We start from the raw sequence: 14246 nt of genomic DNA, 5'->3' as shown, positions 1-14246 counted from the left end.
TCACCGGATTGTCGTCAGGGATCCCAGCATGATACAGACCAAGTTGAACCTAGCGCCCAGCCAGGCAATCCCTGCCGACGGCGCCCTGTCGCCCTCGCTCCTCGCCGGGGGGGAAGGAAAGGATCTGTCGCTGGCGGACGGCAAGGCCGCATTTGCCGATGCCATGGCCAGAGCCCAGCTGCTGGGCCAGGAGCCATCGGCCAGTCAAGGGGGTGACGAGGCCCAGGCTGCGGCCACTTTGGATGCCAAATCTTTGGCGTCTGCCGAGGCAACTGGCGATCAGGAGCTGCCCACCAAGACGCCATCTGATGAGGTCGAGCTTCCCCCCGAGGATTTTCTGCAGCAGCTGCAGGCCTCCCTCAGGCAGGATGTCAGCCTGGTGGTGCCCCCTGCCTTGCCCCCCCAGGAGGTGACGGCGACCGTCGACGGCAATGACTTGCCGCCCGAGTCGCATCCTGTGTCACAGGCTGCGGGGCCTGTGACGGCGGGAACGGTACCAGCCTCACCGGTGGTCGCCGATGGGCTGGGCGCAGAGGCGATCCCCCTTGAAAATGAAGAGAACGGGCTCGCCGCTGGCAAGGTGCCCGTCGCCGCAGGCAAGGGTCAGCCCTCGGAGCCGCAGCAGAGCGAGCAGGCCACTGCCGAAGACAAGCCAGCGGCGCCCAAGGCCGGCCAGCCGGCAGATGCGGTGGCGACTGAACCCTTGTCTGGCGAGGCGCGGGCGGCCCTGCTTGCCAAGGTGGTGGCCGGTGAGGCCGCCCCTGCGCCGGCGAGCCAGGGGCCTGTGGCGGGCACGAAGCCGTCCGATCCAGTTTTCCATGATGAACAGATCAGCGCGGCCTCTGCGACCACAGCCAGGGCCTTCGACGCTGGCGTGGTCAGGGTCGAGCCGCAGGGTGGGGCGCAGGCCACACCAGAACCTGGCTCTGCCGGTGGCGAGGGCGACAAGGCGAGCCCGGCAGGCGACGCCCGGGAGGCCAAGCCAAGCGCGGCCCCTACCCCCAGAGCCGAGACGACGGCCAGTGGCACCACTCCCCAGCCCGCCCCATCCAGCCCGGATCCCGTGCTGACGGCGCCCCAGCAGACGCTGGCGCGTCACGAGTCCCAGGGGCCGCAAGCCTCGCTGACGGCGCTCTCGGCCGGCATCCAGCAGATGGAGGCCGAACCCGCGGTGGCCGTCGGAGCCGCCGTTGAACTCAAGCCGGCGGCGCAGAAATCCAGACTCGATGAGCTGGGCAAGCAGCTCGGGATCGAGGCCAAGGGCAACGAGCCGAGCGAGGGAAGCCAGCCGCTACAGCATGCCCAGAGCAGCGATGGCAAACCGGCTGCCGAGGTGAGTGCGCGGCGGGAGCCCCAGAGCCTGCCGCATCTCAAGCTGGCCACCCCGGAGGCGCCGGCCCAGTTGCACCAGAAGGTGAACCTGATGCTGGCGGACAAGCTGCAGCAGGCGGAGATCCAGCTAGACCCCCTGGGCCTTGGCAAGATGAAGATCCAGATCCAGCTAGACAGTGCCAGCCAGGCCAACGTCCACTTCGTGGTGCAGCATGGTCAGACCCGGGAGATGCTGGAGCAGGCCATGCCCAGGCTGCGGGACATGCTGGCGGGGCAGGGGATCCAGCTCGGTCAGACAGTGGTGCAACAACAGGCACAGCAGCAGGGGCAACAGCAGCAGGGACAGCCGCCATCGCAGGGCCAGTCTGGCTTCGGCGGTCAGGGTCAGCAAGGGGGAGGCTTTGCCGGTGGCGACCAGTCGGAGGGGGGAGGGCAGGGCCCGCACCCTGAGTCTGCTGGTGGAATCGACAAACGATGCCGGAATTGATTTCTATGCTTGATGCCTGCCCGAGTAAGTTTATGATACCGAACAAGTTTGAGACTAGGGTGGACAAGGGATGGCAGACGATAACGAACTGACGCTGAAGGACCCGGCGGCGGCCAAGAAAAAGAAGCTGATCATGATAGTCGCCCTGGTCGTCATCCTTCTGGGTGGCGGCGGGGCCGGTGCCTGGTTCATGTTTGCCGGTTCGGACGAACCGGCGGCCGACACGGCCGAGACCAAGCCCGAAGCCAGTGCGCCCCAGCCCTCCCTCTATGTGGGCATGCCGCGTCCCTTCGTGTTCAATGTGGCGGGCGGGCAGCGGGATCGGCTGGTGCAGATCAAGATCCAGCTGATGGTGCGCGGGGCCGCTGACGAGACCCTGGCCAAACAGAATATTCCCCTGATCGAAGGGACCCTGCTGCGGGTCTTCAGTGCGGCCACCGCCGAGCAGCTGATGACCTTCGAGGGCAAGGAGAAGCTGCGTCAGGATTCATTGGAAGAGTGTCGCCGGGTCCTCAAGGATCTGGTCTCTTCCCCCGTAATAGAACAAGTGCTGTTTACCGGCTTTGTCATGCAATGAAAGGTGAAGCGTGAGCGATCTGTTAAGTCAGGACGAAATTGATGCCCTGCTGCACGGTGTCGATGATGTCGAAGAGGAAGAGCTAGGGGCGGCCGGGGATCCCGGTATAGCCCAGTTTGACTTCTCCTCCCAGGACCGCATCGTCCGTGGCCGCATGCCGACCCTGGAGCTGGTGAACGAGCGGTTCGCCCGTCACATGCGCATCAGCCTGTTCAACATGATGCGGCGCACCGCCGAGGTGTCGATCAACGGCGTGCAGATGCTCAAGTTCGGCGAATACGTGCACACCCTGTTCGTGCCGACCAGCCTGAACATGGTGCGCTTCCGCCCCCTCAAGGGGACGGCGCTCATCACCATGGAGGCGCGTCTCGTCTTCATCCTGGTGGAGAACTTCTTCGGCGGCGATGGTCGCTATCACGCCAAGATCGAGGGGCGCGAGTTCACCCCCACCGAGCGGCGCATCATCCAGATGCTGCTCAAGCTGGTGTTCGAGGACTACAAGGATGCCTGGGCGCCCGTGATGGACGTCGGCTTCGAATACCTCGACTCGGAAGTGAACCCGGCCATGGCGAACATCGTCAGCCCCACCGAGGTGATCGTCGTGAGCTCCTTCCACATCGAGCTGGATGGCGGCGGCGGCGACTTCCACGTGGCCATGCCCTACTCCATGCTCGAACCCATCCGCGAGCTGCTGGATGCCGGGGTGCAGAGTGACAAGGGCGACACAGACGTACGCTGGAGCAAGGCCCTGCGCGACGAGATCATGGACGTCAAGGTGGAGCTCAAGGCCAAGCTGCTGGAGACAGAGCTCTCCCTGCGCGAGCTGATGGAGCTGCAACCCGGCGACATCATACCGGTGGAGATGCCGGAGAACCTGCTGGTCTTCGTGGAGGACCTGCCTACCTTCCACGCCAAGATGGGGCGCACCAAGGAGAACGTGGCGCTCAAGATAGTGGACAAAATCAAGCGCCCTGACGGAGTCAAGACAGAGATGCATCTGGTGACCCGTGGGGGCGTGCGCATCGATGGCGAGGCCGAGCTGGAAGAGCTCGAACGCAGCATCGCCGATAAACAGCCCTAACAGACCCGTCGCCTGCGACCTGGGTCACGAAGCAGCATGAGGAATTGAAGATGAGCGGAACCGATGACGAGCAGGATCTGATGGCTGACGCCTGGGCTGCCGCGCTGGAAGAGCAGGTAACGGCCGAGGCCAAGCCCGCCCCCCTGGAGGAGCTGAGAGACGACGCCCCCATCAGTGCCGAGGAGCGGCGCAAGCTGGACACCATTCTGGATATTCCGGTGACCATCGCCATGGAAGTGGGACGCAGCCAGATCAGCATTCGCAACCTGCTGCAGCTGAATCAGGGCTCTGTCGTGGAGCTGGATCGGGTGGCGGGCGAGCCCCTGGATGTGCTGGTCAACGGCACCCTGATCGCCCACGGCGAGGTGGTGGTGGTGAACGACAAGTTCGGCATCCGTTTGACCGATGTCATCAGCCAGATAGAACGGATCAAGAAGCTCAAATGATCCGTGCCATCGCCCTGTTGTTGTTCGCTGTCCCCGCACTGGCCAACCCGGGGGCTGGCACCACTCCCCCCAGCATCACCTCCTGGCTGCTCTCCAGCCTGATGGTGATCGGCCTCATCCTGGTGCTGGGCTTCCTGCTCAAGAAGAGCAAGCTCACCCAGGTGATGGGGGGCGGCCAGATGAAGGTCATCGCCACCCTGCCGCTCGGGTACAAGGAGAAGCTGATGGTGGTCAAGGTGGGCGAGCAACAGCTGCTCATCGGGGTGACGCCGCAGCAGGTCAACTTCCTCTATCGCCTGGAAGAGCCCCTGGACGAGCGTCAGCCCCAGGCCTTCTCCCAGCAGCTCGGCAAATTGATGGGCAAGCATGAAAAAAGTTAACTGGATCGGGTTGCTGGGCATGCTGTCCGTGCTGCTGTCGCCCCTGGCGATGGCCCAGGACGGCATGTCGGCGCTGACCGTCAAGACCATGGCGGATGGCAGCCAGGAGTACAGCCTGACCCTGCAGGTGCTGGCGCTGATGACCGCGCTCTCCTTCCTGCCGGCCATTGTCATCATGATGACCTCCTTCACCCGGATCATAGTTGTGCTCGGGATCCTCAGACAGGCCATAGGCCTGCAGCAGAGTCCGTCCAACCAGGTGCTGATCGGCATCGCCCTCTTCATGTCCTTCTTCATCATGTCCCCTGTGCTGGATCGCATCAACGAAGAGGCATTGCAGCCCTATCTGGCGGAGACCATAGGGCCCAAGGAGGCGCTGGAGAAGGCCGAGCTGCCCATCCACCAGTTCATGCTGGCCCAGACCCGGATCAAGGATCTCAACACCTTCATGGAGATAGCGAACGTGCAGGTGGCCGAGCCGGCGGATGTGCCGCTGCGGGTGCTGATCCCGGCCTTCGTCACCAGCGAGCTCAAGACCGCCTTCCAGATAGGCTTCATGCTGTTTCTGCCCTTCCTGGTCATAGATCTGGTGGTGGCGAGCATACTGATGGCCATGGGGATGATGATGTTGTCTCCCATGCTGGTCTCCCTGCCGTTCAAGCTGATGCTGTTCGTCATGGTGGACGGCTGGAACCTGATCCTGGGCTCTCTGGCGACCAGCTTCGGGCTGGGGGCGGGGTGATGCTGTCCCTCAAGCTCATCCCGGTGTCCCTGGCCAGGCTGGCCGGGACGGGCGGTTAAGCAGCGCAAGGAGCACGAACATGAGTCCTGAAACCTTTGTCGACGTATTCCGTGAGGCGCTCTGGCTGGTGACCATAATGGTGTGCGCCGTTATCCTGCCGAGCCTGATGGTGGGGCTGGTCGTCGCCATCTTCCAGGCCGCCACCTCCATCAACGAACAGACCCTGAGCTTCCTGCCCCGTCTCGTGGTCACCCTGCTGGCCCTGGGGGCAGGAGCCCACTGGGGCTTGCAGAGCCTGATGGACTTCTTCCAGCTGATGGTGAGCCAGATCCCCGAGGTGGTCGGCTGATGCCCGTGTCGGCATTAGCGACCATCAGGCTGCCGATGACAGCCAGTCCCACGGCTTCGGTAGCGGCGGCATGAGCTATACCACTGCGGTGATCATGGAGTGGCTGGCGTCCGTGCTCTGGCCCCTTGCCCGGGTGAGCAGCCTGCTGATGGTGATGGCGGTGTTCGGCAGCCGGCTGGCTCCTGCGAACGTTCGCATGGGGCTGGCGCTCGCCATCACCTTCATCATCGCCCCCCTGCTGCCCCCCATGCCCAAGGTGGAGCTGTTCTCCGTCGGCAGCTTCCTGGTGCTGGGGCAGCAACTGCTCATCGGCATAGCGCTCGGCCTCATGACCCAGTTTCTGCTGGAAAGCTTCGTGATGGCGGGCCAGATCATCGCCATGCAGACCAGCCTGGGCTTCGCCACCCTGGTGGATCCCATGAACGGCCAGTCGGCCCCCGTGGTGGGTCAGTTCTACCTGATGCTGGCGACCCTGGTGTTTCTGGCGGTGGACGGCCACCTCCTGATGATCAGGATGGTGGTGCTGAGCTTCGAGACCCTGCCGGTCTCGGACAGCGGGCTCAGTCTGCCCGCCATCCGCAGCCTGGTGAGTTTCCTCGGGGTCATGTACCAGGCCTCCCTGGTGATGGCGCTGTCGGCCATCATAGCCCTGCTGCTCATCAACTTCGCGTTCGGGGTCATGACCCGGGCGGCCCCCCAGCTCAACATCTTCAGCATCGGCTTTGCGGTCAGCATGATGTCGGGCCTGTTCATCCTCTGGCTCACCATAGGCGGCTTCATGGGGCACTTCGACTCCCTCTGGGAGCGGGTGCAGGAGACCAGCTGCGAGCTTATCCAGGTCCAGTGCCTGGGGGGGCAAAATGGTTGATACCGGTCTGAAACATCGCCTTGTCTGCTGTGCGTGGGGGTTAGCTCGACATGGCGACTTGATGTGCCTGAGAGGCCAGCATGGCTGATACCGATCAGGAACGCACAGAACAACCCACGGGCAAACGACTGCAACAGGCCCGGGAAAAAGGGCAGATTGCACGTTCCAAGGAGCTGGGTACCGCCAGCGTCCTGCTGGCGACCGTGTTTGGCTTGCTGATGATCAAGGAGAGCCTGGCTGGCGCCATGGTCAAGGTGCTCACCATGGGCTTTACCCTGGACCGGGATCAGGCTTTCGATCCCAACGCCATGGGGGTCATGCTGCCCACCCTGCTGTGGGAGTTGCTGCAACCCCTCGGCCTGCTGTTCCTGCTGGTGACCATAGCCGCCTTCGTGGGCAACACCCTGCTGGGGGGGATGAACTTCTCCTCCGAGGCCATGCTGCCCAAGTGGAGCAAGCTGAGCCCCTTGAGTGGTTTGAAGAGGATGTTCGGGGTGCAGTCCCTGGTGGAGCTCGTCAAGTCCATCGCCAAGGTGGTGTTCATCAGCCTGTTCGCCTGGTGGATGCTGTCGAGCCAGTTCAATCACCTGCTCAATCTCTCCCTCGAGGGCTTCCCCGGCGGCATCATAGACGCCCTGGATCTGCTGCTGTGGATGCTGATCATCCTCTGCTGCGCCCTGATCCCCATAGTCGCCATAGACGTGCCCTTCCAGACCTGGAACCACAATCGCCAGCTCAAGATGACCAAGCAGGAGATCAAGGACGAGTTCAGGGACAGTGAGGGCAAGCCCGAGGTAAAGGGCAAGATCCGCCAGTTGCAGATGCAGATGGCGATGCGCCGCATGATGGGGGATGTGCCCAAGGCGGACGTCATCATCACCAACCCGACCCACTACTCCGTGGCCCTGAAGTACGACGCGGGCAAGCCAGGCGCCGCTCCCAAGGTGCTGGCCAAGGGGGTGGACGAGGTGGCGATGAAGATCAGGGAGATAGCGCGGGAATACGACATCCCGGTGATGTCCTCGCCGCCCCTGACCCGGGCCATCTACCACGCCACCGAGATTGGCCAGGAGATCCCCGAGGGACTCTTTGCCGCCGTGGCCCAGGTGCTGGCCTATGTCTATCAGCTCAAGAAGTTCCGCCGTGGCCGTGGCCGCCGCCCGACCCCGGTCGCCAGGGATCTGCCCATTCCACCGGAATATCGCAAGTAGCCCGGTGTTTTGGGAGGCGTTGGCCGTCTCCGCCGCCAAGGTCTGTCCACTATGCCGCCGGACTATTGCAAGCAGTCTGTGCTCTGAGGCGTTGGCTGTCTCCACCGCCAGAGAGCTGTCCGCCATGTTCCGCCGGAATATCCTAAGTACCCCCGCACTCCGCCCTGTTTGCCATCAAGCTACCCGAACGTGTCCTCCGACGGACTTCTGACAGCATCAAAATAAAATCCCAATAGATCAATGTGTTGAGTAATTGGCTTGATATTTGCTTTCATTCGGCATCGGCAGTTGTAAATCGAGAAGAACGATGGGATTCAAGGCTGGAGTGAGCCGTTTCAAAGAGTACAGATGGTTGCTCAGCAAGGGGATAGGGACCCCGCTGCTGGTGCTCGCCTCTCTCGGGATGGTGGTACTCCCCATACCGCCCCTGATGCTGGATATCCTCTTCTCCTTCAACATCGCACTCTCCATAGTGGTGCTGCTGGTGGCCGTCTATACCCGCCGGCCGCTGGAGTTTGCCGCCTTCCCCACGGTCCTGCTGATAGCGACCCTGCTGCGGCTGGCGCTCAACGTCGCCTCCACCCGGGTGGTGCTGCTGGAAGGCCACAACGGCAGCGCGGCGGCGGGCCATGTGATCGAGGCCTTCGGCAACGTGGTGATCGGTGGCAACTATGCGGTGGGCATCATCGTCTTCATGATCCTGGTGATCATCAACTTCGTGGTGGTCACCAAGGGTGCGGGCCGGATCTCGGAGGTGAGCGCCCGCTTCACCCTGGATGCCATGCCCGGCAAGCAGATGGCCATAGATGCGGACCTTAACGCCGGTCTCATCAACCAGGAAGAGGCCAAGAAGCGCCGTCAGGACGTGACCCAGGAAGCTGACTTCTACGGCTCCATGGACGGTGCCTCCAAATTCGTGAAGGGGGATGCCGTCGCCGGCATCATGATTCTCTTCATCAACATCATCGGTGGCTTCATCATCGGCATGATGCAGCACCAGCTCAGCTTCGGTGAAGCGGCCGAGATCTACACCCTGCTCGCCATAGGTGACGGCCTGGTGGCCCAGATACCCTCACTGCTGCTCTCCATCGCCGCCGCCATCATAGTCACCCGTCAAAATACCGATCAGGACATGGGCACGGCCGTGCTCGGCCAGCTGTTCGAGAACCCCAAGGCGCTGGTGATCTCCGCCGGCATACTGCTGATGATGGGCAGCGTGCCCGGCATGCCACACCTGGCCTTCCTGAGTCTGGGGGCCGTGGCGGCGGTGGGGGCCTGGTGGCTGCTGCGCCGGGAGAAACTGAACAAGGCCAGGGTGGCGAGCGGTGAACTCTTGCCGGCCCAGGGCGATGCCCCGGTGGAGCAGAAGGACCTGAGCTGGGACGACGTCATGCCGGTAGACATCATAGGTCTGGAGGTGGGCTATCAGCTCATCCCGCTGGTGGACAAGAACCAGGGTGGCGAGCTGCTCAACCGGATCAAGGGGGTGCGCAAGAAGCTCTCTCAGGAGTTCGGCTTCCTGGTGCCTGCGGTGCACATCCGCGACAACCTGGATCTCGCCCCCAATCAGTACCGCATCACCCTGATGGGGGTGAGCACCGGCGAGGCCACCGTCTATCACGACAAGGAGATGGCCATCAACCCGGGCCAGGTGTTCGGCCAGATCCAGGGCATAGCGACCCAGGACCCCGCGTTCGGACTGGAAGCTGTCTGGGTCGCCAAGGAGCAGGTCTCCCAGGCCCAGACCCTGGGTTATACCGTGGTGGACGCGGCCACCGTCGTGGCCACCCACCTGAGCCAGATCCTCTCCAACCATGCCGCCCTGCTGCTGGGTCACGACGAGGTGCAGCAACTGCTGGACATGATAGGGAAGCATCAGAGCAAGCTGGTGGAAGGGCTGGTTCCCGAGGTGATCAGCATGGGCAACCTGGTCAAGGTATTGCAAAATCTCCTCAATGAAGGCGTGCCAATTCGCGATATGCGCACTATCCTGCAGACCCTCGTGGAATATGCGCCACGCAGCCCGGACCCGGAAGTGCTGACCGCCGCCTGCCGTATCGCCCTGCGCAGGCTGATAGTGCAGGAGATTGCCGGCCCCGAGCCCGAGCTGCCGGTGATCACCCTTTCACCAGAACTGGAACGCATATTGCATCAATCCCTGCAAGCAGGTGGGGGAGATGGCGCCGGTATAGAACCGGGACTGGCGGAGCGGATGCAGCGCTCCCTGGTGGAAGCCACTCAACGACAAGAACTGGAAGGCCAGCCGGCCGTGCTTCTGACATCGGGGATATTGCGCAATACCCTGGCGAAATTTGTCAAGAATGCCATTCCTGGATTACGCGTCCTGTCTTATCAGGAAGTGCCTGATGACAAGCAGATCCGCATCGTCAGTGCGGTGGGACAGGGCTAGTTAGCGGAGATGACGGGTGAAGATTAAGCGGTTTTTTGCCAAAGACATGCGAACGGCGCTGGCCGAGGTCAAGGAGACGCTCGGGCCGGATGCCGTCATCATGTCCAACAAAAAGGTCACCGGTGGGGTGGAGATAGTCGCGGCCGTCGATTATCAGTCCCAGGTGCCTGGACCTAAAGATGCGCCGGTTCGCCGTCAGTTGAACGATGAAAGCGTCAATATCTCGTCTGCAGGCAAGCAGATGACGCGCTCGGCTCCCCCCAAGGAGCAGAACGAATACTATGCCGATACCCTGGCGGCCCTGCTGGCGCGCCAGCAGAAGCTCAACCCTGCCAATCCGGCGGGCGGCAACGCCGCTCAGGGTTCATGGCCTGCGAATGGGGCGGGCAACGGCACCCCATCTCCGGCACCTTGGTCCGGGAATGGGGCCGCTGGCGGCAATCAGTCCGCGGGACTGGCGTCCGCCAACGGCGCACCCAGGACGCTGGCCGAACAGGGCCAGTGGGGCGCGGCCCCCGAGCCTGCCAAGCCGAAGGCACGTCCTGCCCCCGGCCCCCGTGCTGCCCAACCCGCCCCGCGGGATCAGGAGATGGAGGGGATGCGCAAGGAGATGGCCAGCATCCGCAAGCTGCTGGAGCACCAGATCTCCGGTCTGATGTGGCAGGAGGTGGAGCGCCGCGAGCCGATGCGGGCGCTGCTCATCAAGGAACTCAAGAAGATGGGGTTCGATGATGCCTTCGCCGATCAGCTCGCCGGGCTTATCCCGGAAGACATGCCCATCCATCAGGCCATGGCCCAGCTGGCCGAGGTACTGACGGCCCAGCTCAAGATCAGCGAAGACGACATCTTGCGCCAGGGCGGTGCCGTGGCGCTGCTCGGCCCGACCGGGGTGGGCAAGACCACCACCATCGCCAAGCTGGCGGCCCGTTTTGCCATGAAGTATGGCGCCGAGCAGGTGGCCCTCATCACCACGGACAACTACAGGATCGGGGCCCACGAACAGCTGCAGACCTATGGTCGCATCATGGGTTGCCCGGTACGTCAGGTACGGGATGCCGAGGAGCTGGCCAACGCGCTCTATCAGTTCCGTCACCGCCGGCTGGTACTCATCGATACCGCCGGGGTAGGGCAGAGGGATATCCGTCTGACCGAGCAGCTCGACACCCTGGTCAAGAATGCCAAGGTGCGCATTCGCAGCTACCTAGTCATGTCAGCCACCTCCCAGCGACGGGTGATGCAGGAGGCGGTGGATCACTTCCGGCGCATTCCGCTCTCCGGCTGCATCCTGACCAAGCTGGACGAGAGCCTGAATCTGGGTGAGGTGATTAACGTATGCATTCAGAACGCCCTGCCCATCAGCTACATCACAGATGGACAGCGGGTGCCGGAAGATATTCAAGTTGCCAATGCGGCGCTGCTGGTCGGCGCGGCCATGGGCTCGCTGGAGCGAGAAACAGAAGACCCTTACTTCTGGGGTTCAGGCTTTGGCGAGGCCGAAGATTCGGAGTTTTATGAGTAACATGTATATGGATCAGGCGAGTGGTCTGCGCAAAATGCGTCAAAACAATCGAGTAAAAGTGATCGCCGTGTCCGGAGGCAAGGGGGGCGTTGGCAAGACCAACGTGACCCTGAACGTGGCGGGAGCCATGGCCGCCCAGGGCAAGCGGGTGTTGGTGCTGGATGCTGACCTTGGTCTGGCCAACGTCGACGTCATGCTGGGGCTGCGGGTGCACCGCAACCTCTCCCATGTGCTGGCGGGGGAGTGCACCATAGACGACATCATAGTCGAGGGGCCCTACGGCATGATGATAGTGCCGGCCACCTCGGGCACCCAGTCCATGGTCGAGCTGTCGCCGGTGCAACATGCCGAGCTCATCCGCGCCTTCAGCGAGATGAAGACCCAGGTGGACGTGCTGCTGGTGGACACGGCGGCGGGGATCTCCGACATGGTGCTGAGCTTCACCCGCGCGGCCCAGGACATCATGGTGGTGGTGTGCGACGAGCCCACCTCCATCACCGATGCCTATGCCCTGATCAAGATCCTCTCCAAGGATCACGGGGTGTTCCGCTTCAAGGTGGTGGCCAACATGGTTCGCTCCCTGCGCGAGGGGCAGGAGCTCTTCGCCAAGCTGACCCGGGTCACCGACCGTTTCCTCGACACCTCCCTGGAGCTGGTGGCCTGCGTGCCTTACGACACCAACCTGCGGGCCGCGGTGCGCAAGCAGAAGCTGATCGTCGAGGCGTTTCCCAAGTCACCCGCCTCCCTGGCATTCCGTGCCCTGGCGAACAAGGCGGCGAGCTGGCCCATCCCGAACCAGCCGGGGGGACACCTCGAATTTTTCCTGGAAAATTTATTGCAAAAGCCGGTCATAGCACAGGAAGACTCCCGTGAATAAAGCCCAAGCATACTTGCGTCATCAGGATTCCTACGTGCTGGTCGAGCGTCATGCTCCGCTGGTCAAGCGGATTGCCCAGCATTTATTGGCTCGCCTGCCAAGCAGTGTCTTGCTGGATGACCTGATCCAGGCAGGTATGATTGGGCTGCTCGAAGCCTCCCGCAACTTTGACGGCAGCAAGGGCGCCAGCTTTGAAACCTATGCCGGCATCCGCATCCGCGGCGCCATGCTCGACGAGATCCGCCGCGGGGACTGGGTGCCCCGTTCGGTGCACCGCAACAGCCGTGCCATCGCAGAGGCGATCGAGAACGTGGAGCAGGCCCATGGCCGGGATGCCAGAGACACCGAGGTAGCCGCCAACATGGGGGTCTCCCTTGGCGAATACCATGCCATGCTGCAGGATGTCTCCTGCGGCAAGATCATCGGCATCGAGGATCTCGGGGTCAGCGAGGATGTGATAGGGCATCCCGATGACGCCAGCGGTCACGGCGGCTTTGACGATCTGGCGGCCGAGCGCTTTCAGGGCGCCCTGGCCGAACACATCGCCCGCCTGCCCGAACGGGAAGCCCTGGTGCTGTCGCTGTATTACGACGAAGAGCTGAACTTGCGTGAAATCGGGGAAGTCCTGAGCGTGAGCGAGTCTCGGGTGAGCCAGATCCACAGCCAGGCCATGCACAGGCTGCGGGCCCGTTTGAGAGATTGGAATTTATAAGTGGTTGTACTGGCTACACTGGAACGCAACTCTAAGGCATAATCCGCACCATAAAACCTGCGATCTGCATCATGTAAGTGAGCCGTTTTGGCGGCTATTTAGGAGGGAATTTTGGACAAGAACATGAAAATCCTCATCGTCGACGATTTTTCAACGATGCGCCGGATTATCAAGAACTTGCTGCGTGACCTGGGATATAACAATACCCATGAAGCAGACGATGGCAACACGGCCCTGCCGATGTTGAAAAACGGCGATTATCAGTTCGTGGTCACCGACTGGAACATGCCCGGCATGCAGGGCATAGACCTGCTCAAGGCGATCCGTCTCGATGACAAACTCAAGCACCTGCCGGTACTGATGGTGACTGCGGAAGCCAAGCGCGAGCAGATCATCGAAGCCGCCCAGGCCGGGGTCAATGGCTATATCGTCAAGCCGTTCACTGCCGCCACCCTCAAAGAGAAGCTCGACAAAATCTTTGAACGAATCGGCTAAGGAGCGGCAGGGATGAAGGCCAAAACGAGTGCCATGATCTCGCTTGAACAGGCAAGGATGCTGGTTGCCCACCTGGAGCGAGAAGAGTTTGAACAGGCCGATACCATCCTCGCCGATGTGTGCGCCCCCAATGCGGCGGCCCTGTTTGACAAGGTGGGGCAGTTGACCCGCCAGTTGCACAACTCACTGCAAGATTTTCGCCTGGATCCCAGGATCCCCGACCTGGCCACCCATGAGATCCCGGATGCCCGGGAGCGGCTCAGCTATGTCATCGACATGACTGACAAGGCGGCCAATCGCACCATGGATGCGGTCGAGGCCAGTCTTCCCATCGCCGATCGGCTCAATGACAACATTCAGCTGGTGATGCCCAATTGGAATGCCCTGATGAGCCGGGATCTTGAACTGGGTCAGTTCAAGGCACTCTGCCATCAACTGAATGATTTTATTAAGGCTTCGGAGACGGATGCCGATAAGTTACGACAACTGCTGACTGAAATCCTGATGGCTCAGGATTTCCAGGACTTGACCGGTCAGATGATCCGCAAGGTGATCAAGCTGGTGCAGGAAGTTGAAACAAAGTTGATAGAGATGCTGACCATGTTTGGTGAGGCCGTCATCGAGAATTCGGCGCGCAGCCTGCCGGCGAGCGGCATCGAGGCAGAAGGCCCCATCATGAACCCGCAGACAAGGTCCGATGTGGTCAATGGTCAAGATGATGTGGACGATCTGCTGTCTAGCCTGGGATTCTAATGGAGTG

At 62.0% G+C, this 14246-nt stretch carries 15 protein-coding genes; all 15 read left to right on the top strand.

The features are described from left to right. Nucleotides 1-28: 28 nt before the first annotated feature. The 15 genes from ACF2JD_RS03330 (at nucleotide 29) to ACF2JD_RS03260 (ending at nucleotide 14239) form a co-directional block, all read left to right on the top strand. Entirely contained in the window at nucleotides 29-1819 is a 1791-nt protein-coding gene (locus tag ACF2JD_RS03330; protein WP_440986754.1) for a flagellar hook-length control protein FliK, read from the top strand. A 70-nt stretch (nucleotides 1820-1889) separates the two neighbouring features. After that, complete coding sequence (gene fliL / locus ACF2JD_RS03325) at nucleotides 1890-2396, top strand: flagellar basal body-associated protein FliL (protein WP_139744867.1); 507 nt, start codon at nucleotides 1890-1892, stop codon at nucleotides 2394-2396. 10 nt (nucleotides 2397-2406) lie between these two features. Further along, the gene (fliM, locus tag ACF2JD_RS03320) at nucleotides 2407-3477 is read left to right on the top strand and encodes a flagellar motor switch protein FliM (RefSeq protein WP_106887475.1); all 1071 of its coding nucleotides are present in this window, start codon (nucleotides 2407-2409) and stop codon (nucleotides 3475-3477) included. Between the two features lie 50 nt (nucleotides 3478-3527). After that, nucleotides 3528-3923, top strand: coding sequence for a flagellar motor switch protein FliN (gene fliN, locus ACF2JD_RS03315; protein WP_042650085.1), 396 nt, complete (start codon nucleotides 3528-3530; stop codon nucleotides 3921-3923). After that, the gene (gene fliO / locus ACF2JD_RS03310; protein ID WP_303806381.1) at nucleotides 3920-4303 is read left to right on the top strand and encodes a flagellar biosynthetic protein FliO; all 384 of its coding nucleotides are present in this window, start codon (nucleotides 3920-3922) and stop codon (nucleotides 4301-4303) included. The genes fliN and fliO overlap by 4 nt, the downstream gene beginning before the upstream one ends. Continuing rightward, a complete protein-coding gene (gene fliP / locus ACF2JD_RS03305; protein ID WP_440986753.1) occupies nucleotides 4290-5045 on the top strand; it encodes a flagellar type III secretion system pore protein FliP in 756 nt (251 codons plus the stop codon). Before fliO ends, fliP begins: the two co-directional genes overlap by 14 nt. Nucleotides 5046-5124: 79 nt before the next feature. After that, entirely contained in the window at nucleotides 5125-5394 is a 270-nt protein-coding gene (fliQ, locus tag ACF2JD_RS03300) for a flagellar biosynthesis protein FliQ (RefSeq protein WP_010673927.1), read from the top strand. A 70-nt stretch (nucleotides 5395-5464) separates the two neighbouring features. After that, on the top strand, nucleotides 5465-6262 hold the full coding sequence (gene fliR / locus ACF2JD_RS03295) for a flagellar biosynthetic protein FliR (RefSeq protein ID WP_106887472.1): 798 nt from the start codon (nucleotides 5465-5467) through the stop codon (nucleotides 6260-6262). Between the two features lie 80 nt (nucleotides 6263-6342). After that, entirely contained in the window at nucleotides 6343-7473 is a 1131-nt protein-coding gene (gene flhB / locus ACF2JD_RS03290; RefSeq protein ID WP_106887471.1) for a flagellar biosynthesis protein FlhB, read from the top strand. A gap of 307 nt (nucleotides 7474-7780) precedes the next feature. Next, nucleotides 7781-9883: a flagellar biosynthesis protein FlhA gene (gene flhA / locus ACF2JD_RS03285; RefSeq protein WP_106887470.1), complete on the top strand. Its 2103-nt coding sequence runs from the start codon at nucleotides 7781-7783 to the stop codon at nucleotides 9881-9883. Between the two features lie 16 nt (nucleotides 9884-9899). After that, nucleotides 9900-11402 carry a flagellar biosynthesis protein FlhF gene (flhF, locus tag ACF2JD_RS03280; protein WP_111912513.1) on the top strand — a complete coding sequence of 501 codons (1503 nt, stop codon included), beginning with the start codon at nucleotides 9900-9902 and terminating at the stop codon, nucleotides 11400-11402. Nucleotide 11403: 1 nt separating this feature from the next. Next, entirely contained in the window at nucleotides 11404-12279 is an 876-nt protein-coding gene (locus tag ACF2JD_RS03275) for a MinD/ParA family protein (RefSeq protein ID WP_025326254.1), read from the top strand. Continuing rightward, the gene (locus ACF2JD_RS03270) at nucleotides 12272-12991 is read left to right on the top strand and encodes an RNA polymerase sigma factor FliA (protein WP_025326255.1); all 720 of its coding nucleotides are present in this window, start codon (nucleotides 12272-12274) and stop codon (nucleotides 12989-12991) included. The genes ACF2JD_RS03275 and ACF2JD_RS03270 overlap by 8 nt, the downstream gene beginning before the upstream one ends. A gap of 123 nt (nucleotides 12992-13114) precedes the next feature. Next, entirely contained in the window at nucleotides 13115-13486 is a 372-nt protein-coding gene (gene cheY, locus ACF2JD_RS03265; RefSeq protein ID WP_425266319.1) for a chemotaxis response regulator CheY, read from the top strand. A gap of 12 nt (nucleotides 13487-13498) precedes the next feature. After that, nucleotides 13499-14239, top strand: a complete 741-nt coding sequence (locus ACF2JD_RS03260; protein WP_025326257.1) for a protein phosphatase CheZ — start codon at nucleotides 13499-13501, stop codon at nucleotides 14237-14239. The last annotated feature ends 7 nt before the right edge of the window (nucleotides 14240-14246 follow it).

This window comes from Aeromonas ichthyocola, assembly GCF_046087985.1.
Lineage (GTDB): Bacteria > Pseudomonadota > Gammaproteobacteria > Enterobacterales > Aeromonadaceae > Aeromonas > Aeromonas rivipollensis.
This window is presented reverse-complemented; position numbering and strand designations above follow the sequence as displayed.